This is a genomic window from Salmonella sp. SA15303 (genome assembly GCF_029962125.1).
GTDB classification, from domain to species: domain Bacteria; phylum Pseudomonadota; class Gammaproteobacteria; order Enterobacterales; family Enterobacteriaceae; genus Salmonella; species Salmonella enterica.
Window position 1 is genome coordinate 2,841,854 of the sequence record NZ_CP123924.1, and the last position, 22,302, is coordinate 2,864,155.

Here is a 22,302-nt window from a genome sequence, read left to right on the forward strand (position 1 = left end):
TAACCGGTCTGTCATTCACGGAAGACACAAAATCGTAGATGTACCCGTAATGTGGGCGGCGAAATAGCCCGTGGAGGCGAAAACGGCAGGCGCATGACCCGGACAGGCGCCAGTAAGGAAAGCAGTAGACAAAGCGCAAGGATAGCGCCTTCAAAGAGTACCGGAGGCGCCGCCAGCAGCGACTTGGCGCTTAATTCGCAGGGGGTGACCGGCGAGCCGTCATCTGTCGAGGAGGGAGCGCTGACCACCGCAGCAGAGGCCGTCGCCTGCATCTGCAAGGCGTGCAGGCCCGCCATGCGTTGCGCGGTACAAACCATTACCACGACACATGCAAGGCAAAGAAACCACCAGCCCATCCGTTGTTGTTTCGCCATTGCGCCCTCACTGTTTAACGCGAGTTATCTTAGCCACTGGCGCGGTTTTGGCAACCTTTCCCCTGTAAAGTTATGTCGGCGCGCTGCGCAACCTTCTGATAGTCGAACAACGTAATTTATTCTTACTAATGATATAACTGGTGTTTTCATACGCACTTTTCAGGTTTACCCTACACTTAGTGGAGAAACCTTTTGGGGTCCCTTCTGTATGTATTGATTTAGCGAGATGATGCTATGGAACTTAAGGATTATTACGCCATTATGGGCGTGAAACCGACGGACGATCTCAAGACGATTAAGACCGCCTATCGCCGACTGGCCCGCAAGTACCATCCAGATGTCAGCAAAGAACCCGATGCCGAAGCCCGTTTCAAAGAGGTTGCTGAAGCATGGGAAGTGCTGAGTGATGAGCAACGGCGCGCCGAGTATGACCAGTTATGGCAACACCGTAACGATCCACAATTTAATCGCCAGTTCCAGCAACACGAAGGCCAGCCGTATAACGCTGAAGATTTTGATGATATTTTCTCGTCTATTTTTGGTCAGCACGGTCGCCATTCGCATCACCGCCACGCCGCACGCGGTCATGATATCGAAATTGAAGTGGCGGTATTCCTGGAAGAAACGCTGGAAGAGCACCAGCGTACGATTAGCTATTCCGTCCCCGTTTATAACGCGTTCGGCCTGGTGGAGCGGGAAATTCCCAAGACATTGAATGTGAAAATTCCGGCTGGCGTCAGCAACGGGCAACGAATCAGACTGAAAGGCCAGGGCACGCCGGGGGAAAACGGCGGACCTAATGGCGATTTATGGCTCGTTATCCATATTGCCCCGCATCCGCTCTTTGATATCGTCAATCAGGATCTGGAAGTCGTCCTTCCGCTTGCCCCATGGGAGGCGGCGCTCGGCGCTAAGGTGTCTGTGCCAACGCTTAAAGAGCGTATTTTGCTGACCATTCCCCCCGGCAGCCAGGCAGGTCAGCGGCTGCGTATCAAAGGAAAAGGATTAGCCAGTAAAAAGCACACTGGCGATCTCTATGCCATCATCAAAATCGTTATGCCGCCGAAACCTGACGAGAAAACAGCTGCCCTGTGGCAACAACTGGCGGACGCGCAGTCGTCCTTTGACCCACGCCAGCAATGGGGGAAAGCATAATGGCTAACATCACTGTCACCTTTACCATCACCGAATTTTGTTTGCACACCGGCGTGACGGAAGAGGAGCTAAACGAAATCGTCGGACTTGGCGTAATTGAGCCTTACGAAGACGATAACGCCGACTGGCAATTCGACGATCGCGCAGCGAGCGTGGTACAACGCGCGCTACGCTTACGCGAGGAGCTGGCGCTCGACTGGCCTGGGATCGCGGTCGCGTTAACGCTGCTGGAAGAGAATTCACGGCTGCGCGAAGAAAACCGGTTACTGCTGCAACGCCTTTCTCGCTTTATCTCGCATCCCTAATCCACGATAAAGGCAATAAACCGAGGGTGGGCTTTCTGCCCACCCCGGATTTACATGCACCCGGTATAATACCAGAATGCCTCTGACATACTTCCCTCAACGGAAGAAATATAGCCTTTCACCGCGCACAACCCGATCAACGAACCGCCAATGTCAGCCATTAATGCGCCATTGCGAAGATCATCGTTTAAATAAAGACCAGCCACACGTTCACATTTTTTAGATACGTCGGTTATTTTTACACGTTAGCGATCATTTATTGCCTGAAGAATATATTCTTTCACTGTTTTGTACTCTCTGGTTGATACGTACCTTCTCCCTGTCAATGCCGGGTAAAATGTACCGCTGCGCTTACAGGTTGCGATATTTATAAATAAGAAATACAACAGTCACTTACAGTTTAATAATTGAGCGTTATAACATCCACTACCGCCCAATATTTACACCACGCCTAAAATACAAAAATGTAATAGAATGTAAACAAAATAAGAGCATAAAATAAATAACTTATTAAAAAATCAATATAAATAGAGTGGTCAATAAAAAACGATCGTTTTCAACGAGTTATGTTTCTCAGATTTTCATCTATCCTGAATAGGCTTGCGGAAAATGTAATTTACACCATTGACTATTTCACTTAAAAGGTTTCTGTAATGGAATGGAAGGTCGTTGATACAGTTATAAGTCCCTCTACCGGAGTGTCGTTCTCATGCATACATAGCCTAAAAAATCTTAGATTGACCTTATGGTATCAGGCAGATGTTTACATGCCTCCAGGTAGCATTATCATCCCCTTTAATAAGGGGGTCTTAATAAACGATAAACTTTATCCCGTTACTGTTTACAACGTTACCAGGTTTAATCCTGTTCTATGGAAATCGCTTAAAGAAAATAGCCATTGTCCTGGTAACTGCAATCCTAAACCAGAAGCCTGCAGTTATCCTTTCGAGTGTCTGGTATCCGTTTGTCCATTTGGTTTAACCAGAAATATTCAAATAGATAATAAGAAAGTTTAGGAAATAAAGTATGCATTAGCCATACTACTGATTAAGTGTATTCGCGCACGTTTGCAGTATTTTGCAGTTAAATATGTTTGATATAAAAATTGTACAGTTCGGATATTTTTTGATTCGTTTAATCTAACCTTCACTTTGGCAACGAGGAGCCGGTACAGAGGATATTACTGATGGCCGGCAGACAAAGAAACGCATTGCTTTTAACACTGTATAAATTCCATCCGTGACATTCTTATTTAGTGATATTTCACCAGAGCAATCATCTTACCTTTATTGTGCATAAAAATCAGCAAGTAGTGTTTAGAAAAAATAATGTTTTAGACAAAAGCTCTGCGCGTCATGCTGATCGCCAAAAGCATAACGGGCTGACATCATGTCAGCCCGTGGGTTTATCCCTGCTCTGATACCTACGGTACGCTTATCGTCATATTGTCATGACCGACAATGACAGGGCCCGGGTAATTTTTCATGGCTTCCTGTTGCCAGACGTCATCCGCAACCGTCGCAGGCACCAGATGACTTAACACCAGTTTTTTCACGTGGGACTCGCGAGCAATCTTACCGACATCTTCAATCGTGGTGTGATGCGACGCAATCGCTTCAGCCAGCGTTTTTCCGTTGCCAATACTATTAGCCAGTTTTGCTACCGAGGGGACATGTACCGCCTCATGTACCAGGATATCCGCCCCCTGGGCAAACGTTGCAAGCGGCGGAAACCAGGACGTATCGCCAGAGAAGACGATTCGCTTACCCTGGGTATCAAAACGGTAAGCAAACGCTTCACCGTCCGGGAAAGGGGAATGAGGCACTTTCAGCGCGCTTATTGTGACCAGTTCATCTTTATAGATGACGCCCTGGCCAATATCGGTCGCCTTAACCAGGTTGCGCGGATCGGGTTTCCCCTCTTCTTCCATGCGTAGCGTGATATCCCTGTCAAAGACCTTCCAGCTAGCCTTCGTCATCGCCTGGGTTCCCGGCGGGCCATAAACCTGTATGGTATGGTCTTTCAGACCACTCGCCCAGGCATTCATCAGCAAGGAAGGATAATCCAGTATGTGGTCGCTGTGCAGATGGGTGAGCAAAATAGTATTGATGTTGCGCAGTGGAATGCCATTTTTCACCAGTTGCAGACTGGCGCCGTAGCCGGCATCTATCAGCCATATTTTATCGCCGATAGTAAGCGCCGTCGCTTGCGGTAGTCTGGCTGTATTGAGCAAAGAAGGCCCGCCTTTGGTGCCCAGTAAAACAATGTTGATCTCTTGAGGCGCAGGAGTACCGGCAGCAATGGCAAGGTGGCTTTGCGCCAGCATACACACCGCCAGCATAGCGACGCTTTTTTTCATCATGTTTTTACTCTTCTTAGTTGAGAAAAGAGGGAACTTCACGTTGGCGAAACTGCGAAGGAGAACAGCCAGCAAGGCGATTAAAGAAACGGGCAAAATAAGCCGGATCTTTAAAACCTAATTGCCAGGCGATCTCGTTGACAGCATTGTCGGAAAAAAGCAGCAGTCGTTTCGCCTCGCGTAATTGCCGATCAAAAATCAGGCGTTTAGGCGGGCGATTAGCAAAACGTCGGCAAATATCGGTCAAACGAGATTCGGTAATATGCAGCTCGCAGGCATAATCGGGCACCGTCCAGTGCTGATGGAAGTGGTTGTCAATTAACAGGGTAAAGCGCTGAAAAAGTTTCAGTTCACCGCGCATCCCGGTTGCGGCGTGATCGTCCAGCTTCGCATTACGCAACAGCAAGGTAAATACCGCCTGCGCCAGTAGCACCAGGGTATGTTCGCAGCCAGCCAGTTGTTCCGTGGACTCCCGCTCAATTAGCTGCCAGTAATGTTTGAGCGCCGCCAGCTCGTTGGGTTTATCCGCCAGCGACAGGCAGATTCCCGGCAGGCCAAAGGCCTCTCTGGTGCCGGGATAAAGCACTTCCAGCAGCGGCCAAACCAGCTCTTCGCGTACCGTCAGAACATGGCCATCGCTATCCGATTCGGTAATAAAAGCATGCGGCACCGAGGGCGGCGTAAGCACAAATAGCGGCGCCTGCACCGAATAGCGATGATCGTCGAGCTGTAGCTCAATCTGCCCGGTATCAAGAAAGTGCATTTGAAAAAACTGGTCGTGGCGATGCGCCTGCATATCACGACCAAAGAAATCCGCCATACGAGCAAACGACTGATAATGCACATCGTTACTGCCCATGCTTTCGTCATACTCTTTGCTGATATCAATATTGGCGATCGCACGTTGGCACATAGTTTCTCCTCAAGGGGTGGCGCGCGGACGCGATGCTTTCATGGGAATAAGCCAGATAATGGCGGCGCCGACGACTAACAGAGAAGCGACAAACCAGAGTCCGCTATTGAAGCTACCGGTGATATCTTTTAGCCAGCCAATCATAAACGGGCTGAGCGCGGAGCCAATATTGCCGGTGGCATTGATGACCGCAATGCCTATCGCCCTGGCGCGTAAACTGATCGACTGATCCGGCGTGGTCCAGAAGATCGCCATCGCGCTAAAGGAACCCGTGGATGCCATCACGATCCCCAGGAGCTGGATCAGGTTATGGTCGGTCGCCGACGCCAGCAGCCAGCCCGCGGCGGCAAACAGGAACGGCAACGCCGTGTGATGTTTACGCTCCTGATGTTTGTCCGAATGGCGGCTCCAGTAAATCATGCCCAGAATAGTACAAATCTGCGGGATCGCCGCCAGCAGGCCGATGGTGATATTGCTGCTGCCTTCATTAAAACTTTTCAGGATTTGCGGCGTCCAGATACTAATGGCGCTAAGCGTATTGGTAAGGCAAAAATAGGCCAGCGTATACATCAGTACAATTGGCGTGAATACTTCGCGCCACAGACTACGCTGCTGCATGGCGTTATGGCTGATGGCCCCCTCCGGCTGAACCAGCGTCAGGCGGTCACTATCCATCATCTCCTGCAAACATTTTTTATCCTCTGCCGTCAGCCATTTGGCTTTTGCCGGGGTATCATCCAGGTAAAACCAGACCATAATGCCTAACAAAACTGACGGAAATCCTTCCAACAGGAATAACCACTGCCATCCATGCAGATTGAATATGCCGTCCAGCGATAAAATATAGCCGGAGACAATCGACCCCAACGCGGTAGTGGCCGGCATGGCAATCATAAATAATGCGTTGGCGCGGGCGCGGAAAAATGCCGGGAACCAGTAGGTTAAATAGAGCAATATTCCTGGCAAAAAGCCCGCTTCGGTAATGCCCACCAGCATTCGCAGCACATACAGGCTTTTCGGTCCCACCGCGAACATCGTGGCGGTAGATGCAATGCCCCATAGCACCATAATGGTCGCAATCCAGTGGCGGGCGCCGACGATGCTCAACATCACGTTGCTGGGAATGCCGAAAATGACGTAGGTAGCGTAAAACAGCGTCGTGGCAAGACCAAACATGGTGGCGCTTAACCCCAGATCCTGCCCCATCGTCAACCCGGCAAAACCGATGTTGATACGGTCTAAAAACGAGAAGATAAACAACACGAATAAAAATACGATCAGTCGGCGGAACAGTTTATTTATGACGGTTTGTTGACCCGTGCTGAGCGCGTTGTGCGAACTGACAGACTCGGGGCTTTCCGGAAGTGCAGATGATGTGTCGCTCATTTTTTTTCCTCTGATGGGAATTTTGTAGGGTACTACGGTTGCCCGGTAGCGCTGCGCTTACGGGGCCAGGCTTAATAGACGCCGGACGCACCGGACAGTTTTTTTTCTACGCCAAAGCGCGCCGCCAGCGCCTCCGCTCCGCGCGCCAGCAGCGTAGTGTCAACGCCGACGGCGACAAATAGCGCCCCCAGTTCCAGATAACGTTTCGCCAGTGCTTCATTGGCCATCAGAATCCCCGGCGCTTTCCCCGCCGCGCGTATCTGCACGATGGCGTTCTCAATCGCCGCCTGCACTTCCGGGTGCTGCGGATTGCCGGCAAAGCCCATATCGGCGCTGAGGTCCGCCGGACCAATAAACACGCCGTCAATGCCATCCACGTCGAGAATTGACGCCAGATTGCTCATCGCCTCACGCGTTTCAATCTGCACCAGTACGCACATGGCGTCGTTGGCCAGGTGGAGATACTCCGGAATGCGGTTCCAGCGCGATGCCCGCGCCAGCGCGCTGCCCACGCCGCGAATACCGGCAGGCGGATAACGCGTAGCCGCCACGGCGTTTCGCGCTTCATCGGCATTCTGCACCATCGGTATCAGCAGCGTTTGCGCGCCGACGTCGAGCAGTTGCTTAATCTGTACCGGATCGTTCCATGACGGACGCACCACCGGCTGGCTGGGATAAGGCGCAATCGCCTGCAACTGGGTCAACACCGTCTGCACGTTGTTTGGCGCGTGTTCACCGTCGATCAGTAGCCAGTCGAAGCCGGCGCCCGCTAACAGTTCAGCGCTGTAACTGTTGGCAAGCCCCAGCCACAAACCGATTTGCGGACGCCCCGCTTTTAACGCGTCTTTGAAAGCATTTTTCATCGTTTTTTCCTTACACAAACCGGCAACTGATCGCGCCCATGTTGCCGTAATCGACATGGAAGGTGTCGCCCTTGCGCGCCGGCACCGGGCGGGTGAACGAGCCGCCGAGGATGATCTGCCCGGCTTCAAGCTGGACATCGTAGGGGGCAAGCTTGTTCGCCAGCCACGCCACGCCGTTGGCCGGATGATTCAGCACGCCTGCGGCGACGCCGGTTTCTTCGATCACGCCGTTGCGATAGAGCAGCGCGGAGATCCAGCGCAGATCCAGCTCGTCTGGTTTGATGGGACGACCACCGAGGATCACCCCGGCGTTGGCGGCGTTGTCGGAAATGGTGTCGAACACTTTGCGCGGACGCTGGGTTTCCGGGTCGATGTTGTGGCTGCGGGCGTCAATCAGTTCCAGCGCCGGAATCACATAATCCGTGGCGTTGTAGACGTCGAACAGCGTGCAGTGAGGGCCGCGCAGCGGTTTCGCCAGCACGAACGCCAGCTCCACTTCAATACGCGGGACGATAAAACGGTCGGTGGGGATATCGCCGCCGTCATGGAAGAACATATCGTCAAGCAGCGCGCCGTAATCCGGTTCGCTGATTTGCGAGCTGGCCTGCATCGCTTTTGAGGTCAGGCCGATTTTGTGGCCTTTGAGCGTGCGCCCTTCGGCAATCTTGATATTGACCCATTCACGCTGTACGGCATAGGCATCTTCAATAGTGATGTTGGGATAATCCAGCGACACTGCGCGAATCTGTTCGCGCTGTTTTTCAGCCTGATTAAGTCGCTGGGCGATCAGGGTATGGGTCTGTTTATCGAGCATAGTGTTTCCTGTTACGTCATTCGGTGCTGCTGTGCCGGGTGGCGACGCGGGTGCGTCTTACCCGGCCTACGGTTCGGTATTGCTTCGTGCATCGTTTTTTTGTAGGCCCGGTAAGCGCAGCGCCACCGGGCGAAAGAGTGTGCTATTTAAATAACGCGTGTACGTTGTTTTGTTTGTAATTGAGCGTCGGATGTAGCTCGGCAATCTCAAACGACAGCGCCAGATAGCGGTTCTCCATCAGGTCGGCGAAGTGGGCTTTAATCAGCCCAAACAGCATTTCGCCAACTTCCTGACGGCTCTCCAGGCTGCGCCCGGCGCCGATTTTCAGCGTCATATGCACAAACGCGTAATCATGCTTACCGTCAGCCATCTGCCAGGTATCCAGCCAGTGGGCGCGACTGCGGATACCGCCGATGGGGAAAATCCCGCTGGCGGCCAGCGCCTCGTTTACCTTGCTGAACAGGCCGGGTAAATCAGCCTGCTCGCGAATATTTTCAGTACATTCAGCAATAAAGTGCGGCATAAACACCCCTTACGCAGGCAGCGGGAAAACAGCGTTTACCTGGCCGGTACCGGAGCTGGCGAACAGGTCGGTGATGAACTCCACCTTGCCGTCGTATTTGTCCCACCCCAGCATTCCCAGTAGCATGACCGTGTCGTGCATGTTGCCTTCGCCGTAGCAGTAGTCGGCGTACTCCGGCAACATGGTGCAAAACTCCTTGAATTTGCCTTCGCGCCACAGCTTGACCACGCGCTCATCCATTTGATGATCGAACTCGCGGGTGTAGCTGTTCATCCCTTCTTCCGCCCGTTGGTCGTCAATAAAACGGTGCGACAGAGAACCACTGGCGAATACCGCTACGGTACCGTCATATTTCTCAATCGCCTTGAGAATGGCTTCGCCCAGTCTGCGGCTGTCGGCAAAATCATGCACAGTGCAGAACGCCGAGATGGAGACCACTTTGAAGTGCTTGTCGCTGTTCATGTAGCGCATCGGTACCAGCGTGCCATACTCCAGCTTCAGGCTCGGGATGTTATGCGCTTTAGCGCGCACGCCCAGTTTGACTGCCTCGTCGGCAATCAGGTGGCCGAGCTCCGGATTGCCGTCATAGTCATAGGTCATGTCGCGAATAAAGTGTGGCAATTCGTTGCTGGTATAGACGCCCTGGAAATGGTCGGCACAATTAATGTGGTAAGCGCTATTCACCAGCCAGTGGGTGTCGAATACGATAATGGTGTCAACGCCCATTTCGCGGCAACGCTTGCCAATTTCAATATGCCCATCAATGGCTGCCTGACGACAACCGTGATTTTTTCCCGGCAGTTCAGAAAGATACATCGACGGCACGTGGGTAATTTTTGCTGCTAACGCTAACTTGCCCATATCAAACTCCCCATTTTGGGATAGGATGGTCGCCCATTGAGATGCAGACGTTTTTCATTTCCGCAAACACTTCGAAGCTATATTCGCCGCCTTCGCGCCCGGTACCGGAGGCTTTCACGCCGCCGAACGGCTGGCGCAGGTCGCGGACGTTCTGGGTGTTGACGAAGACCATGCCGGCTTCAATCCCACGCGCCAGGCGCAACACTTTGCTCACGTCCTGGGTCCAGATATAAGAGGCCAGACCGTATTCCACGTCGTTCGCCAAACGTAACCCTTCCGCTTCGTCTTTGAATGGCAGCAGACAGGCGACTGGCCCAAAGATCTCTTCCTGCGCGACGCGCATACGGTTGTCGACATCGGCCAGCACGGTTGGGCGCAGGAAGTTACCGCCTTTCAGATGCGCAGGCAGGTCAGTGGGTTTTTCCGCACCGCCCGCCAGCAGCGTTGCGCCCTCTTCAATGCCGAGGCGAATATAACCGGAGACTTTTTCCCAGTGCTGTTGGCTAATCAGCGCGCCGACCTGGGTGTTCGGGTCGGTCGGATCGCCGACACGCAGGCGATTCGCGCGTTCGGCAAAGCGCTTCACGAACTCAGGGTAAATGCTCTGCTGGATAAAGATGCGCGACCCGGCGGTGCAGCGTTCGCCGTTGATCGAGAAGATGGTGAACAGCGCGGCGTCCAGCGCGCGCTCAATGTCGGCATCTTCAAAAATCAGCACCGGCGATTTGCCGCCCAGCTCCATCGAGTATTTTTTCAGCCCGGCATTTTTCATGATATTGCGACCGGTGGCGGTACCGCCGGTAAACGACACCGCACGCACGTCATGGTGGCGTACCAGCGCATCGCCCGCCGTCGCGCCATAGCCCTGCACCACGTTCAGCACGCCTGCCGGAATTCCTGCCTCCAGCGCCAGCTCGCCCAGCCTGTCGGCAGTCAGCGGCGACAGCTCGGACATTTTGAGCACCGCGGTGTTGCCCAGCGCCAGGCACGGCGCGACTTTCCAGGTCGCGGTCATAAACGGCACGTTCCACGGCGACACCAGCGCGCAGACGCCGACGGGCTGCACCAGCGTATAATTGAGCATTTTATCGTCAACAGGATAGGTCTTGCCGTTCATCTGCTGGCACACTTCGGCGAAGAATTCGAAGTTATGCGAGGCGCGCGGGATCAGCACGTTTTTAGTCTGGTGAATAGGCAGGCCGGTGTCGGCGGTTTCCATCGCCGCGATTTCCGGCACATGCTGGTCAATCAGGTCGCCAAGGCGGCGCATCAGGCGCGCGCGCTCTTTCATCGGCAGGTTGGCCCATTTCGGGAACGCCTCTTTTGCCGCCGCGACAGCTTGGTTCACCTCTGCTTCACCGCCGGAGGCCACTTCCGCCAGCACGTCACCGGTCGCCGGGTTAGTGGTCTGGAAGTAGTCGTTACCTGCAACATTTTTGCCGTTAATCCAATGATTTATTTTCTTCATTTTGCGCTCTCCTCACTGACGATTCGGTTAACCAGGCGGCCCACGCCTTCTACTTCCACGACAACTTCATCCCCCGGCACCACATCGGACAGCCCTTTCGGCGTACCGGTGGCAATCATGTCGCCCGGTTGCAACGTCATAAATTCGCTCAGATAAGAAATCAGGAACGGGATGCTGAAGATCAGATCGGCGGTCGTCCCTTCCTGCCGCAGCTCACCGTTGACAAAGGTGCGTAACGTCAGGTTGTGCGGATCAGAAACCGCCTCTTTATCCACAATCCACGGGCCTATCGGCGTCAGGCCGTCGCGGCTTTTTACCCGCAGATTCGGACGGTAGTAGTTTTCCAGATAGTCGCGGATCGCGTAGTCGTTACAGACGGTGTAACCGGCCACATACTCCATGGCTTCGGCTTCGCTCACCTTACGCGCCGTTTTGCCAATCACTACGACCAGCTCGGCTTCGTAGTGCATATATTCGACGTTGTTCGGGCGCACCGACGTTTGGTGATGTTCGGTAAAGGTGTTTGGCGCTTTGATAAATACCAGCGGCTCTTTCGGCGGCGTAAATGCCAGCTCGCTGGCGTGATCGGCGTAGTTCAACCCCAACGCAAATAACGTACCCGTCGCTGACAGCGGCCACGTAAAAGTCTGGTGGCGGGCGAATTCATCTTCTGCGACAACCGGATTTTCCAGAGCGGGTAAACCTTTCGCCAGAATACGCACCCGATCGCCGGGACGCAGCGCAACGCGATTCTGCGGCGTACCGAGTAAGATCGCATCGCCAGGGTTAAGCGTAGCGAACTCACTTAACGCGCTAAGCAGTTGTGCGGCGCTACGCTGTAAATCGGCAGTATTCCAGTGGTCCGCTTCTCGTCCGTTGATTTCCGTGATAATGGTGAGGTTATCCACATCACTCAGCGGCGCCATTTCACCCAGCGGGCAAAAGCCATCGCGACATTTCGCTTTAATCGCCGGGCGATAAAAGCTCTCTTCCGGCAGGCTGACCTCGTTAGCCAGCGCATACCCGGCGATATAGTCCGCCGCCGCTTCAGGGCGTATCCGGCTGGCGGTTTTCCCCACAATGAGCGCCACTGTCGCGCCGCTCAGTACCTTTTCTCCCTGCGGATAAGGAATGGGTTCGCCGTGACGAATCACCGTATTACGCGGCTTGATGAACCACACTGCGGTTTTAGGCGGCGCATTATAGGGAGGCTGAGAGAAAGCCTCTCGCCAGGCATCAAGCTGGCTGCGATGGTTTAACGCAACGGCGAAAACAGTACCCTTCATACATAAACTCCTCAGGCCGATTTAACGGGCTGTGATTTCATTAATATATTAATGATTAGATTTATGCTTTCGCTGTACATTTAGCAAGCTGAAGTAAAGTATTTGTGATGTGATTAACAATATTTTCACAAATTTATTATTAAACACATACATATCAAATAGTTAAATAAAGCCCCTTGTTTCTGTTAAACTTTGGACATAAAACAGATGTCATAGCTCACATCGGTAAACACGATTATTCAGGTATTAATAATTCTGCAAAAGAGAAACGCTTATGCATGATTCATTAACCATCGCATTGCTTCAGGCGCGCGAAGCGGCAATGACCTATTTCCGCCCCATCGTTAAAAGCCACAATCTGACCGACCAGCAATGGCGCATTGTGCGAATCCTGGCCGATAGCCCCTCTATGGATTTTCACGAGCTGGCCTTTCGTACCTGCATTTTGCGTCCAAGTCTGACCGGAATATTGACGCGCATGGAGCGAGACGGACTGGTGTTGCGACTCAAGCCGGTTAACGATCAGCGTAAGTTATATGTCATGTTGACGGAGCAGGGACAAACGTTGTACGCCCGTGCCCGAAGCCAGGTAGAAGAGGCTTATCGAAAAATTGAGGCCGATTTCACGCCCGAAAAAACACAGCAATTGATGCTGCTGCTGGACGATCTTATTGCTCTGGGACGCCAGCATCCTGATAGCGAAGCGGAAGCATAGTATTCTTACCTTCCCACGCCGCCGACACGGGAATCCCCTCCCGCTTACAACGTTGACGGCGATCGCATTTTACTCTTCTTCTTCGACGTTCATCTGAAAAGTACCCGCCGTTGTCCTGAAAGTCTCTTCACAGTTTACGCTTCTGCCTATTCAATTGAACAACAAATAAGAAACATATTATTAACAAAACATTCCGATTAACGAGGAAGAGGCCGCAATGAAACCTGAAGATTTTCGTACTGATAACAAGCGTCCGTTAACGGGCGAAGAGTATTTAAAAAGCCTGCAGGACGGGCGGGAAATTTATATTTACGGCGAACGCGTTAAAGATGTTACGACACATCCGGCATTCCGCAATGCCGCAGCCTCTGTCGCACAACTGTATGACGCATTACATAAACCGTCGATGCAAGATACCCTATGCTGGAATACCGATACCGGCAGCGGCGGTTATACGCATAAATTTTTCCGCGTGGCGAAAAGCGCAGACGATCTGCGCCAACAGCGTGATGCTATCGCCGAGTGGTCACGCCTGAGTTACGGCTGGATGGGACGCACACCGGATTACAAAGCCGCCTTTGGCTGCGCTCTGGGCGCTAACCCAGCCTTCTACGGCCAGTTTGAGCAGAACGCCCGTAACTGGTACACCCGTATTCAGGAGACCGGCCTGTACTTTAACCATGCTATCGTCAACCCGCCCATTGATCGCCACAAACCTGCCGACGAAGTGAAAGACGTCTATATCAAGCTGGAGAAAGAGACGGACGCCGGGATTATTGTCAGCGGGGCGAAAGTCGTCGCCACTAACTCCGCCCTGACTCACTACAACATGATTGGTTTCGGCTCAGCCCAGGTGATGGGCGAAAACCCGGATTTTGCTCTGATGTTTGTCGCGCCAATGGATGCCGAAGGCGTAAAACTTATTTCGCGCGCCTCGTATGAAATGGTCGCGGGCGCGACGGGCTCGCCGTTTGATTATCCACTCTCCAGCCGCTTTGATGAAAACGATGCCATTCTGGTGATGGACAAGGTGCTGATCCCGTGGGAAAACGTATTAATTTACCGTGATTTCGATCGTTGCCGTCGCTGGACGATGGAAGGCGGCTTTGCCCGTATGTATCCACTGCAAGCCTGTGTTCGTCTGGCGGTTAAACTTGATTTCATTACCGCGCTGCTGAAAAAATCGCTCGAATGTACGGGTACCGTAGAGTTCCGGGGCGTGCAGGCCGATCTCGGCGAAGTCGTGGCCTGGCGCAATATGTTCTGGGCATTGAGCGATTCTATGTGTTCCGAAGCAACCCCGTGGGTAAACGGCGCCTGGCTACCGGACCACGCCGCGCTGCAAACCTATCGTGTGATGGCCCCAATGGCCTACGCGAAAATTAAAAATATTATTGAACGTAACGTTACCAGCGGCCTGATTTACCTGCCTTCCAGCGCCCGCGATCTGAATAATCCGCAAATCGACCAGTACCTGGCGAAATACGTACGCGGCTCTAACGGAATGGACCATGTTGAACGTATCAAAATTCTTAAATTGATGTGGGATGCCATCGGCAGCGAGTTTGGCGGTCGCCATGAGCTGTACGAGATTAACTACTCGGGCAGCCAGGATGAAATTCGTCTGCAGTGCCTGCGTCAGGCCCAGAGCTCCGGCAATATGGATAAGATGATGGCAATGGTTGATCGCTGCCTCTCCGAATACGATCAGAATGGCTGGACGGTTTCGCATTTGCACAATAACGACGACATCAATCAACTGGATAAGCTGCTGAAATAACGCGGCAGGAGGTTCTCATGCAAGTAGATGAACAACGTCTGCGTTTTCGCGATGCGATGGCAAGTCTGGCGGCAGCGGTCAACATCGTAACCACGGCGGGTCACGCCGGACGCTGCGGTATCACCGCAACAGCGGTCTGTTCCGTCACCGATACGCCGCCCTCCGTAATGGTATGTATTAATGCCAATAGCGCCATGAACCCCGTTTTTCAGGGTAACGGCAGGCTGTGCATTAATGTACTTAACCATGAGCAGGAGCTGATGGCGCGCCACTTTGCCGGTATGACGGGGATGGCGATGGAAGAGCGTTTTCACCAGCCATGTTGGCAAAACGGGCCGCTGGGCCAGCCGGTACTTAACGGCGCGCTGGCCGGTCTTGAAGGCGAGATCAGCGAGGTACAAACCATTGGCACGCATCTGGTGTATCTGGTGGCGATCAAAAATATTATTCTTAGCCAGGATGGGCATGGCCTGATTTATTTCAAACGCCGTTTTCATCCGGTCAGACTTGAGATGGAAGCGCCTGTTTAACCGTCACTCATGCCCACAAGCGGGATAACCACCGCTTGTGGGAGAAGAGTCGATACGCTGAAGATTTTTATTCCCGCCGCGATGTTTGCTCGCCATAAATCGCGGCGATTAATACAATCTAAGAGCCTATCCCACCAGGCGTTATTGGCGCAGCCAGTTTGGACACGGACAGCGCGCAAAAACCGGAGCGTACACGTAGTACGTGAGGTTTGACTCGCTACGCTCGCCCTTCGGGCCGCCGCAAGCGGCGTTCAAAACGCTAACGCGTTTTGGCGAGCACTGCCCAGGACCAAAATGGCAAGTAAAATAACCCTAATGGGATAGGCTCTAAATTAGCTCCCGCGATAGGTTGAATAACCATACTGACTTAATAACAGCGGCACATGATAGTGTTCATTCGTTTTGCTGATATGAAACTCGACGGGAATCTCCGGGAAAAACGTATCCAGTTTTTTACTTTCAAAATACTGGCCGGTTTTAAAAATAACGCGATAATCCCCCGGCGCGGCAGCTTTTTCGGGCCACAGTGCTTTAATACGTCCATCCTGGTCGGTATGCCCGGTGTTTAATTGCGTCCATCCGTTATCCTTTTTCTGCTCCAGTACCACCTCCACGCCGGGCGCCGGTTTACCTGTTTGCTGATCGAGAATATGTACGCTGAGAATATTGTTGCCAGCGGCCAGCGCCATTGCCGGGGCTGCAACAAGAGATGCTATCACGGTAGCCAGTATATATCGTTTCATGCTTCACTCCTTTACGGTATTGATGCAGGAAAATATATCTGGCGCGTCCAGGATTAACCTTACACGGACATGACAATTATGTCATCTTGTTGGAGATTTACGGATTCGCTAACAAGCCTATGGCATACTGCGTTGATGAAGATTTTATTGATTGAAGATAACCAGAAAACCATTGAGTGGGTACGTCAGGGACTCACGGAAGCAGGCTATGTGGTTGATTATGCCTGTGATGGACGAGACGGATTACACCTGGCCCTTCAGGAACATTATTCATTGATTATTCTTGATATTATGCTGCCGGGGCTTGATGGATGGCAGGTTTTACGCGCGTTACGCACTGCGCATCAGTCCCCTGTTATTTGCCTGACGGCGCGCGACTCGGTTGAGGATCGCGTCAAAGGTCTTGAGGCGGGCGCTAATGATTACCTTGTTAAGCCTTTTTCCTTCGCCGAACTGCTGGCCCGGGTGAGAGCTCAACTCAGACAGCATGTCCCTGCCTTTACTCGACTGACGATCAATGGTCTGGACATGGATGCCACAAAGCAATCAGTGTCACGAAATGGCAAACCGATTTCCCTGACCCGCAAAGAATTCCTGCTCCTCTGGTTACTGGCGTCCCGGGCAGGAGAAATCGTGCCCCGAACCGCGATCGCCAGCGAAGTTTGGGGAATTAACTTTGATAGTGAAACCAACACCGTTGATGTCGCGATTCGTCGGCTGCGCGCCAAAGTAGACGATCCATTTGAAAAGAAGCTCATTATGACCGTCCGGGGGATGGGTTATCGATTACAGGCGGAAACGTCGCAGAATGGTTAAGTTATCAATGACGCTGCGCCTGACAATTTCTTTTATCGCCATCCTTATCCTCGCCTGTACCGGCATTAGCTGGACGCTCTATAACGCGCTGAGCAAAGAATTAACGTATCGGGATGATATGACGCTAATAAATCGGGCGGCGCAAATGCAGCAACTGTTACTGGATGGCGCCAGGCCGGAAAATCTGCCGCTCTATTTCAATCGGATGGTGGATACGAAGCAGGACATCTTATTGATCCATTCAGCAACAGGCCACAATGTTGCGATTAATCATAGCGGCATCCCCGACCAACGCTTTAACGAGATTCCGCTGACTAAAAACATCACCCGCGAAACCTTATTTCGCCAGGCGGTACAAGGCACGGAACTGACCGCGGTACGCGTAAGCGCCAGAAGCGGCGATGACCCGCTGACCCTTACTATTGCCAGGCTGGCGACGGAAAGGCGGCAAATGCTGGCGCAATATCGCCGCAACAGTTTGCTGATGAGCCTTATCGCGATCCTCGTCTGTTCGGCGCTCAGTCCATTAGTCATCAGAAACGGGCTGCGGGCCATTACGTCGCTCAGCCGACTCACCGCGGCGACAGATAGCGGCACACTTCGCCAGCCGTTGGCGGAACAGGCGTTACCCGTTGAGCTCAGGCCGCTTGGACAAGCGCTAAATACCATGCGCCAGAAGCTTTCCGACGATTTTGAACGCCTGAACCAATTTGCCGACGATCTGGCGCATGAGCTGCGCACGCCGGTTAATATTTTACTGGGGAAGAATCAGGTGATGCTGAGTCAGGAACGCAGCGCCGAAGAGTATCAACAAGCCCTTGTCGATAATATTGAAGAGCTGGAGGGACTGTCGCGACTGACAGAAAATATTCTCTTTCTGGCACGCGCGGAGCACCAGAATATAGCGGTAAAAAAACAGCCTGTTTCGCTCAATGCGCTGGTCGAAAATATGCTGGATTATCTTAGCCCCCTTGCCGAGGAGAAGCGCATCTGTTTTATAAATCAATGTCAGGGAACGGTATGGGCTGACGAAATATTATTACAAAGAGTGCTCTCAAACCTGCTGACGAATGCCATCCGTTATTCTGATGAAAACGCCGTGATACGTATTGAAAGCGCTTATGATGATAACGTTGCAGAAATTCGGGTCGCTAATCCAGGCAGCCACCCCGCCGATGCGGATAAGCTTTTCCGGCGTTTTTGGCGAGGAGATAATGCCCGCCACACTGCCGGTTTCGGCCTGGGGTTATCGTTAGTTAACGCGATTGCTCTATTACACGGTGGCTCGGCATCTTACCGCTATGCCGATGAACATAATATCTTTTCGGTTCGTCTGCCTGATAGTGGTGATAGCTAAGGTCAGGACAGGTTCTGTTCCCCTTCCCTGCCACAGGGCTGTGGTTATCAATACAACCTCAATAAAGAGAAAATAAAGGATGCCGGCAAAGAATATTGCTGGCTCGATCACTTTCTCGGTTTCCAATCCAGGGTCAATTCATCCCATAATGCGTTATTCAGTGGGAACCTTTATGAAAAAGTATCTTGCATTCGCCGTTACGCTGCTGGGTATGGGTAAAGTCATCGCCTGTACTACCCTTTTGGTAGGCAATCAGGCTTCGGCTGACGGCTCCTTCATTATCGCGCGCAACGAAGATGGCTCGGCAAATAACGCCAAGCATAAGGTTATTCATCCCATCGCGTTTCATCAACAAGGCGAGTATAAAGCACATCGGAACAATTTTAGCTGGCCGCTTCCGGAGACAGCGATGCGCTATACGGCGATTCATGACTTTGATACTAACGATAACGCCATGGGTGAAGCCGGTTTCAATTCGGCGGGCGTCGGAATGAGCGCAACGGAAACCATTTATAACGGCAGAGCGGCGCTGGCTGCCGATCCTTACGTGACAAAAACGGGAATCACGGAAGACGCCATTGAGTCCGTGATCCTGCCAGTGGCGCAATCGGCGCGTCAGGGCGCCAAATTACTGGGAGATATTATTGAACAAAAAGGCGCGGGCGAAGGTTTCGGCGTCGCGTTTATTGATAGCAAAGAGATATGGTATCTGGAGACGGGAAGCGGTCATCAATGGCTGGCAGTACGACTTCCGGCAGATAGCTATTTCGTTTCCGCCAATCAGGGACGTTTACGCCATTACGATCCGAATGATAACGCGAATTATATGGCGTCACCAACGTTAGTAAGCTTTGCGAAAAAGCAGGGATTATATGATCCGGCCCGCGGCGAATTCGACTTTCATCAAGCCTATTCGCAGGATAACAAAAACGATACCACCTATAATTATCCGCGCGTCTGGACGCTACAACACCAGTTTAATCCGCATCTGGATACGGTCGTTAGCGAAGGGGAAACATTTCCTGTTTTTTTAACGCCAATAACGAAGATCAGCGTGGCGGCAGTAAAAAACGCGCTACGCAATCACTATCAGGGAACGTCGCACGACCCTTATGCCAGTCATAATCCACAAGAACCATGGCGACCTATATCCGTTTTTCGTACCCAGGAGTCACATATTTTACAGGTCAGACCGAAATTACCGCAGGCTATCGGCAACGTAGAATACATCGCCTATGGAATGCCATCTCTTAGCGTCTATCTCCCCTATTATCAGGGGATGCGTCATTATCAACCCGGAGATGATAAAGGAACCGATCGGGCGAGCAACGACTCTACCTACTGGACATTCCGCACGCTGCAAACGCTGGTTATGCAGGACTACAATGCGTTTGCGCCAGATGTGCAACACGCCTGGAAAACATTTGAACAGCAAACAGCTAAGCAGCAGTATAAGATGGAGCAGAGCTATCTGAGATTATATGCGTCGCATCCGAAAGAAGCGCAACGCTTACTGCAAAATTTTGAAGATAAAACGATGCAAAATGCGCAGACGCTCGCCCGTCGCCTGACCAATAATATTATTACGACAATGACTTACCGTACAGATATGAAATATCACTTTTCAAGTACGCAGCCATAAATTTAATGACAATCTATTAGCCACTCATACACAATAAGATAAAGCGGTACCAGAATTAGCCAGATATAAAAGACAATAATTATTATGGATTCATAGAGAGGATAGTTTATGACACTCCAGGCAAATATCAGCAGAGAGACAAAAGCGGCAAAAACCCAGGAGGTATATAAGCACGTTGTTCTTTTCAAAATGGCCGCCCCCTCTTACATAAGACGATAACTACAGCTTATGTCCCGTGTTACATAACTTTTCCCGACAGGCCTCTTTTACCCATGCTGAAAAATTCCGCGTCTTTTCAGATTTCAACGCGAATTCTATCTGTTCAAGCATGGAATAGGAAAAACGAATATTCTTCGTCACGGTCTTACTTGTCCGGGGCTTTGCTGGCATACACACACCTGTATAACATTTGATGTAACGCCGTTACTTTACGCAGGAGTAAATCGGTGAATTTGATCTGAGTCAAGAAGGTGGGTTTTCAATAAAAGTTGTGCCATAAATTGTGAAGTTTGTAGATTTTATGAACATTTGATGTACCGATCTCCCCCATGATCGCCACTACGTATGGACGTCAGGATGCCTCCCCGCCTGATCAGAAGCGTTTCCTCATTAAAAAGGACATTTTTTTAAAGTTCCTGGTGCATAAAAGTCACATCCTTTTAAAGGGTTGTTAACCCTGTTGAATGTTCCCACTCCCCTATTCAGGAATATTAAAAACGCTATGCAAATACAGAGCTTCTATCACTCAGCTTCACTAAAAACCCAGGAGGCTTTTAAAAGCCTACAAAAAACCTTATACAACGGAATGCAGATTCTCTCAGGCCAGGGCAAAGCGCCGGCTAAAGCGCCCGACGCTCGCCCGGAAATTATTGTCCTGCGAGAACCCGGCGCGACATGGGGGAATTATCTACAGCATCAGAAGGCGTCTAACCACTCGCTGCATAACCTCTATAACTTACAGCGCGATCTTCTTACCGTCGCGGCAACCGTTCTGGGTAAACAAGACCCGGTTCTAACGTCAATGGCAAACCAAATGGAGTTAGCCAAAGTTAAAGCGGACCGGCCAGCAACAAAACAAGAAGAAGCCGCGGCAAAAGCATTGAAGAAAAATCTTATCGAACTTATTGCAGCACGCACTCAGCAGCAGGATGGCTTACCTGCAAAAGAAGCTCATCGCTTTGCGGCAGTAGCGTTTAGAGATGCTCAGGTCAAGCAGCTTAATAACCAGCCCTGGCAAACCATAAAAAATACACTCACGCATAACGGGCATCACTATACCAACACGCAGCTCCCTGCAGCAGAGATGAAAATCGGCGCAAAAGATATCTTTCCCAGTGCTTATGAGGGAAAGGGCGTATGCAGTTGGGATACCAAGAATATTCATCACGCCAATAATTTGTGGATGTCCACGGTGAGTGTGCATGAGGACGGTAAAGATAAAACGCTTTTTTGCGGGATACGTCATGGCGTGCTTTCCCCCTATCATGAAAAAGATCCGCTTCTGCGTCACGTCGGCGCTGAAAACAAAGCCAAAGAAGTATTAACTGCGGCACTTTTTAGTAAACCTGAGTTGCTTAACAAAGCCTTAGCGGGCGAGGCGGTAAGCCTGAAACTGGTATCCGTCGGGTTACTCACCGCGTCGAATATTTTCGGCAAAGAGGGAACGATGGTCGAGGACCAAATGCGCGCATGGCAATCGTTGACCCAGCCGGGAAAAATGATTCATTTAAAAATCCGCAATAAAGATGGCGATCTACAGACGGTAAAAATAAAACCGGACGTCGCCGCATTTAATGTGGGTGTTAATGAGCTGGCGCTCAAGCTCGGCTTTGGCCTTAAGGCATCGGATAGCTATAATGCCGAGGCGCTACATCAGTTATTAGGCAATGATTTACGCCCTGAAGCCAGACCAGGTGGCTGGGTTGGCGAATGGCTGGCGCAATACCCGGATAATTATGAGGTCGTCAATACATTAGCGCGCCAGATTAAGGATATATGGAAAAATAACCAACATCATAAAGATGGCGGCGAACCCTATAAACTCGCACAACGCCTTGCCATGTTAGCCCATGAAATTGACGCGGTACCCGCCTGGAATTGTAAAAGCGGCAAAGATCGTACAGGGATGATGGATTCAGAAATCAAGCGAGAGATCATTTCCTTACATCAGACCCATATGTTAAGTGCGCCTGGTAGTCTTCCGGATAGCGGTGGACAGAAAATTTTCCAAAAAGTATTACTGAATAGCGGTAACCTGGAGATTCAGAAACAAAATACGGGCGGGGCGGGAAACAAAGTAATGAAAAATTTATCGCCAGAGGTGCTCAATCTTTCCTATCAAAAACGAGTTGGGGATGAAAATATTTGGCAGTCAGTAAAAGGCATTTCTTCATTAATCACATCTTGAGTCTT

At 51.4% G+C, this 22,302-nt stretch carries 23 protein-coding genes; 11 read left to right on the forward strand and 12 right to left on the reverse strand.

Annotated elements, in window-relative coordinates; all coding sequences use genetic code 11:
* Positions 1 to 11: 11 nt before the first annotated feature.
* Positions 12 to 374 carry a copper resistance protein gene (locus QEN31_RS14015; RefSeq protein WP_001118902.1) on the reverse strand — a complete coding sequence of 121 codons (363 nt, stop codon included), beginning with the start codon at positions 372 to 374 and terminating at the stop codon, positions 12 to 14.
* A gap of 234 nt (positions 375 to 608) precedes the next feature.
* Here QEN31_RS14015 and cbpA point away from each other — a divergent pair, with 234 nt between their 5' ends.
* The 3 genes from cbpA to QEN31_RS14030 all read left to right on the forward strand — a co-directional run bounded on the left by cbpA (position 609) and on the right by QEN31_RS14030 (position 2,850).
* Entirely contained in the window at positions 609 to 1,529 is a 921-nt protein-coding gene (cbpA, locus tag QEN31_RS14020; protein ID WP_000420603.1) for a curved DNA-binding protein, read from the forward strand.
* Complete coding sequence (cbpM, locus tag QEN31_RS14025) at positions 1,529 to 1,834, forward strand: chaperone modulator CbpM (protein WP_001284251.1); 306 nt, start codon at positions 1,529 to 1,531, stop codon at positions 1,832 to 1,834. Before cbpA ends, cbpM begins: the two co-directional genes overlap by 1 nt.
* A gap of 653 nt (positions 1,835 to 2,487) precedes the next feature.
* Positions 2,488 to 2,850: an anti-adapter protein IraM gene (locus QEN31_RS14030; RefSeq protein WP_001537781.1), complete on the forward strand. Its 363-nt coding sequence runs from the start codon at positions 2,488 to 2,490 to the stop codon at positions 2,848 to 2,850.
* A 407-nt stretch (positions 2,851 to 3,257) separates the two neighbouring features.
* Here the strand turns inward: QEN31_RS14030 and QEN31_RS14035 are convergent, their stop codons facing one another.
* From QEN31_RS14035 to hpaG, 9 genes are all read right to left on the reverse strand, one after another.
* Positions 3,258 to 4,196 (reverse strand): MBL fold metallo-hydrolase, encoded by a 939-nt coding sequence (locus tag QEN31_RS14035; protein ID WP_000976562.1) that lies wholly within the window; start codon positions 4,194 to 4,196, stop codon positions 3,258 to 3,260.
* Between the two features lie 13 nt (positions 4,197 to 4,209).
* Entirely contained in the window at positions 4,210 to 5,106 is an 897-nt protein-coding gene (gene hpaA / locus QEN31_RS14040; protein WP_000336602.1) for a 4-hydroxyphenylacetate catabolism regulatory protein HpaA, read from the reverse strand.
* A 9-nt stretch (positions 5,107 to 5,115) separates the two neighbouring features.
* Positions 5,116 to 6,492, reverse strand: a complete 1,377-nt coding sequence (gene hpaX / locus QEN31_RS14045) for a 4-hydroxyphenylacetate permease (RefSeq protein WP_001285800.1) — start codon at positions 6,490 to 6,492, stop codon at positions 5,116 to 5,118.
* 71 nt (positions 6,493 to 6,563) lie between these two features.
* Positions 6,564 to 7,355, reverse strand: a complete 792-nt coding sequence (gene hpaI / locus QEN31_RS14050) for a 4-hydroxy-2-oxoheptanedioate aldolase (RefSeq protein ID WP_000785072.1) — start codon at positions 7,353 to 7,355, stop codon at positions 6,564 to 6,566.
* A gap of 10 nt (positions 7,356 to 7,365) precedes the next feature.
* The gene (gene hpaH / locus QEN31_RS14055; protein ID WP_000884795.1) at positions 7,366 to 8,169 is read right to left on the reverse strand and encodes a 2-oxo-hept-4-ene-1,7-dioate hydratase; all 804 of its coding nucleotides are present in this window, start codon (positions 8,167 to 8,169) and stop codon (positions 7,366 to 7,368) included.
* A 142-nt stretch (positions 8,170 to 8,311) separates the two neighbouring features.
* Positions 8,312 to 8,692, reverse strand: a complete 381-nt coding sequence (locus QEN31_RS14060) for a 5-carboxymethyl-2-hydroxymuconate Delta-isomerase (protein ID WP_001119849.1) — start codon at positions 8,690 to 8,692, stop codon at positions 8,312 to 8,314.
* Between the two features lie 9 nt (positions 8,693 to 8,701).
* Complete coding sequence (gene hpaD, locus QEN31_RS14065; protein WP_000516978.1) at positions 8,702 to 9,553, reverse strand: 3,4-dihydroxyphenylacetate 2,3-dioxygenase; 852 nt, start codon at positions 9,551 to 9,553, stop codon at positions 8,702 to 8,704.
* A gap of 1 nt (position 9,554) precedes the next feature.
* Complete coding sequence (gene hpaE, locus QEN31_RS14070) at positions 9,555 to 11,021, reverse strand: 5-carboxymethyl-2-hydroxymuconate semialdehyde dehydrogenase (protein ID WP_000723524.1); 1,467 nt, start codon at positions 11,019 to 11,021, stop codon at positions 9,555 to 9,557.
* Complete coding sequence (gene hpaG, locus QEN31_RS14075; RefSeq protein WP_000679216.1) at positions 11,018 to 12,307, reverse strand: 4-hydroxyphenylacetate degradation bifunctional isomerase/decarboxylase; 1,290 nt, start codon at positions 12,305 to 12,307, stop codon at positions 11,018 to 11,020. Before hpaG ends, hpaE begins: the two co-directional genes overlap by 4 nt.
* A gap of 274 nt (positions 12,308 to 12,581) precedes the next feature.
* On the opposite strand from hpaG, the gene hpaR reads away from it, so the two are divergent.
* The 3 genes from hpaR (at position 12,582) to QEN31_RS14090 (ending at position 15,332) form a co-directional block, all read left to right on the forward strand.
* Positions 12,582 to 13,022, forward strand: a complete 441-nt coding sequence (gene hpaR, locus QEN31_RS14080) for a homoprotocatechuate degradation operon regulator HpaR (protein ID WP_000543922.1) — start codon at positions 12,582 to 12,584, stop codon at positions 13,020 to 13,022.
* A gap of 217 nt (positions 13,023 to 13,239) precedes the next feature.
* Positions 13,240 to 14,802 (forward strand): 4-hydroxyphenylacetate 3-monooxygenase, oxygenase component, encoded by a 1,563-nt coding sequence (gene hpaB / locus QEN31_RS14085; protein ID WP_000801496.1) that lies wholly within the window; start codon positions 13,240 to 13,242, stop codon positions 14,800 to 14,802.
* 17 nt (positions 14,803 to 14,819) lie between these two features.
* A complete protein-coding gene (locus QEN31_RS14090; RefSeq protein ID WP_001195556.1) occupies positions 14,820 to 15,332 on the forward strand; it encodes a 4-hydroxyphenylacetate 3-monooxygenase reductase subunit in 513 nt (170 codons plus the stop codon).
* A 332-nt stretch (positions 15,333 to 15,664) separates the two neighbouring features.
* Here QEN31_RS14090 and hiuH read toward each other — a convergent pair whose 3' ends face one another.
* Positions 15,665 to 16,075, reverse strand: a complete 411-nt coding sequence (gene hiuH, locus QEN31_RS14095) for a hydroxyisourate hydrolase (RefSeq protein ID WP_000833188.1) — start codon at positions 16,073 to 16,075, stop codon at positions 15,665 to 15,667.
* A 135-nt stretch (positions 16,076 to 16,210) separates the two neighbouring features.
* Here hiuH and hprR point away from each other — a divergent pair, with 135 nt between their 5' ends.
* From hprR to QEN31_RS14115, 4 genes are all read left to right on the forward strand, one after another.
* Positions 16,211 to 16,891, forward strand: a complete 681-nt coding sequence (hprR, locus tag QEN31_RS14100; RefSeq protein WP_000698205.1) for a response regulator transcription factor HprR — start codon at positions 16,211 to 16,213, stop codon at positions 16,889 to 16,891.
* Complete coding sequence (locus QEN31_RS14105; RefSeq protein ID WP_000240046.1) at positions 16,884 to 18,248, forward strand: heavy metal sensor histidine kinase; 1,365 nt, start codon at positions 16,884 to 16,886, stop codon at positions 18,246 to 18,248. Before hprR ends, QEN31_RS14105 begins: the two co-directional genes overlap by 8 nt.
* 172 nt (positions 18,249 to 18,420) lie before the next feature.
* Positions 18,421 to 19,890 carry a C69 family dipeptidase gene (locus QEN31_RS14110; protein ID WP_000760228.1) on the forward strand — a complete coding sequence of 490 codons (1,470 nt, stop codon included), beginning with the start codon at positions 18,421 to 18,423 and terminating at the stop codon, positions 19,888 to 19,890.
* 108 nt (positions 19,891 to 19,998) lie between these two features.
* The gene (locus QEN31_RS14115; protein ID WP_000174813.1) at positions 19,999 to 20,109 is read left to right on the forward strand and encodes a hypothetical protein; all 111 of its coding nucleotides are present in this window, start codon (positions 19,999 to 20,001) and stop codon (positions 20,107 to 20,109) included.
* Here the strand turns inward: QEN31_RS14115 and QEN31_RS14120 are convergent, their stop codons facing one another.
* Positions 20,110 to 20,280 (reverse strand): YlcI/YnfO family protein, encoded by a 171-nt coding sequence (locus QEN31_RS14120; RefSeq protein ID WP_001111006.1) that lies wholly within the window; start codon positions 20,278 to 20,280, stop codon positions 20,110 to 20,112.
* A 331-nt stretch (positions 20,281 to 20,611) separates the two neighbouring features.
* On the opposite strand from QEN31_RS14120, the gene sopB reads away from it, so the two are divergent.
* Positions 20,612 to 22,297, forward strand: coding sequence for an SPI-1 type III secretion system effector inositol phosphate phosphatase SopB (sopB, locus tag QEN31_RS14125; protein ID WP_001166946.1), 1,686 nt, complete (start codon positions 20,612 to 20,614; stop codon positions 22,295 to 22,297).
* Positions 22,298 to 22,302 lie beyond the last annotated feature (5 nt).

Coding starts and splice junctions, on each gene's coding strand:
- QEN31_RS14015 (WP_001118902.1), bottom strand. CDS start 374: ATGGCGAAACAACAACGGATGGGCTGGTGGTTTCTTTGCCTTGCATGT.
- cbpA (WP_000420603.1), top strand. CDS start 609: ATGGAACTTAAGGATTATTACGCCATTATGGGCGTGAAACCGACGGAC.
- cbpM (WP_001284251.1), top strand. CDS start 1,529: ATGGCTAACATCACTGTCACCTTTACCATCACCGAATTTTGTTTGCAC.
- QEN31_RS14030 (WP_001537781.1), top strand. CDS start 2,488: ATGGAATGGAAGGTCGTTGATACAGTTATAAGTCCCTCTACCGGAGTG.
- QEN31_RS14035 (WP_000976562.1), bottom strand. CDS start 4,196: ATGATGAAAAAAAGCGTCGCTATGCTGGCGGTGTGTATGCTGGCGCAA.
- hpaA (WP_000336602.1), bottom strand. CDS start 5,106: ATGTGCCAACGTGCGATCGCCAATATTGATATCAGCAAAGAGTATGAC.
- hpaX (WP_001285800.1), bottom strand. CDS start 6,492: ATGAGCGACACATCATCTGCACTTCCGGAAAGCCCCGAGTCTGTCAGT.
- hpaI (WP_000785072.1), bottom strand. CDS start 7,355: ATGAAAAATGCTTTCAAAGACGCGTTAAAAGCGGGGCGTCCGCAAATC.
- hpaH (WP_000884795.1), bottom strand. CDS start 8,169: ATGCTCGATAAACAGACCCATACCCTGATCGCCCAGCGACTTAATCAG.
- QEN31_RS14060 (WP_001119849.1), bottom strand. CDS start 8,692: ATGCCGCACTTTATTGCTGAATGTACTGAAAATATTCGCGAGCAGGCT.
- hpaD (WP_000516978.1), bottom strand. CDS start 9,553: ATGGGCAAGTTAGCGTTAGCAGCAAAAATTACCCACGTGCCGTCGATG.
- hpaE (WP_000723524.1), bottom strand. CDS start 11,021: ATGAAGAAAATAAATCATTGGATTAACGGCAAAAATGTTGCAGGTAAC.
- hpaG (WP_000679216.1), bottom strand. CDS start 12,307: ATGAAGGGTACTGTTTTCGCCGTTGCGTTAAACCATCGCAGCCAGCTT.
- hpaR (WP_000543922.1), top strand. CDS start 12,582: ATGCATGATTCATTAACCATCGCATTGCTTCAGGCGCGCGAAGCGGCA.
- hpaB (WP_000801496.1), top strand. CDS start 13,240: ATGAAACCTGAAGATTTTCGTACTGATAACAAGCGTCCGTTAACGGGC.
- QEN31_RS14090 (WP_001195556.1), top strand. CDS start 14,820: ATGCAAGTAGATGAACAACGTCTGCGTTTTCGCGATGCGATGGCAAGT.
- hiuH (WP_000833188.1), bottom strand. CDS start 16,075: ATGAAACGATATATACTGGCTACCGTGATAGCATCTCTTGTTGCAGCC.
- hprR (WP_000698205.1), top strand. CDS start 16,211: ATGAAGATTTTATTGATTGAAGATAACCAGAAAACCATTGAGTGGGTA.
- QEN31_RS14105 (WP_000240046.1), top strand. CDS start 16,884: ATGGTTAAGTTATCAATGACGCTGCGCCTGACAATTTCTTTTATCGCC.
- QEN31_RS14110 (WP_000760228.1), top strand. CDS start 18,421: ATGAAAAAGTATCTTGCATTCGCCGTTACGCTGCTGGGTATGGGTAAA.
- QEN31_RS14115 (WP_000174813.1), top strand. CDS start 19,999: ATGACACTCCAGGCAAATATCAGCAGAGAGACAAAAGCGGCAAAAACC.
- QEN31_RS14120 (WP_001111006.1), bottom strand. CDS start 20,280: ATGCCAGCAAAGCCCCGGACAAGTAAGACCGTGACGAAGAATATTCGT.
- sopB (WP_001166946.1), top strand. CDS start 20,612: ATGCAAATACAGAGCTTCTATCACTCAGCTTCACTAAAAACCCAGGAG.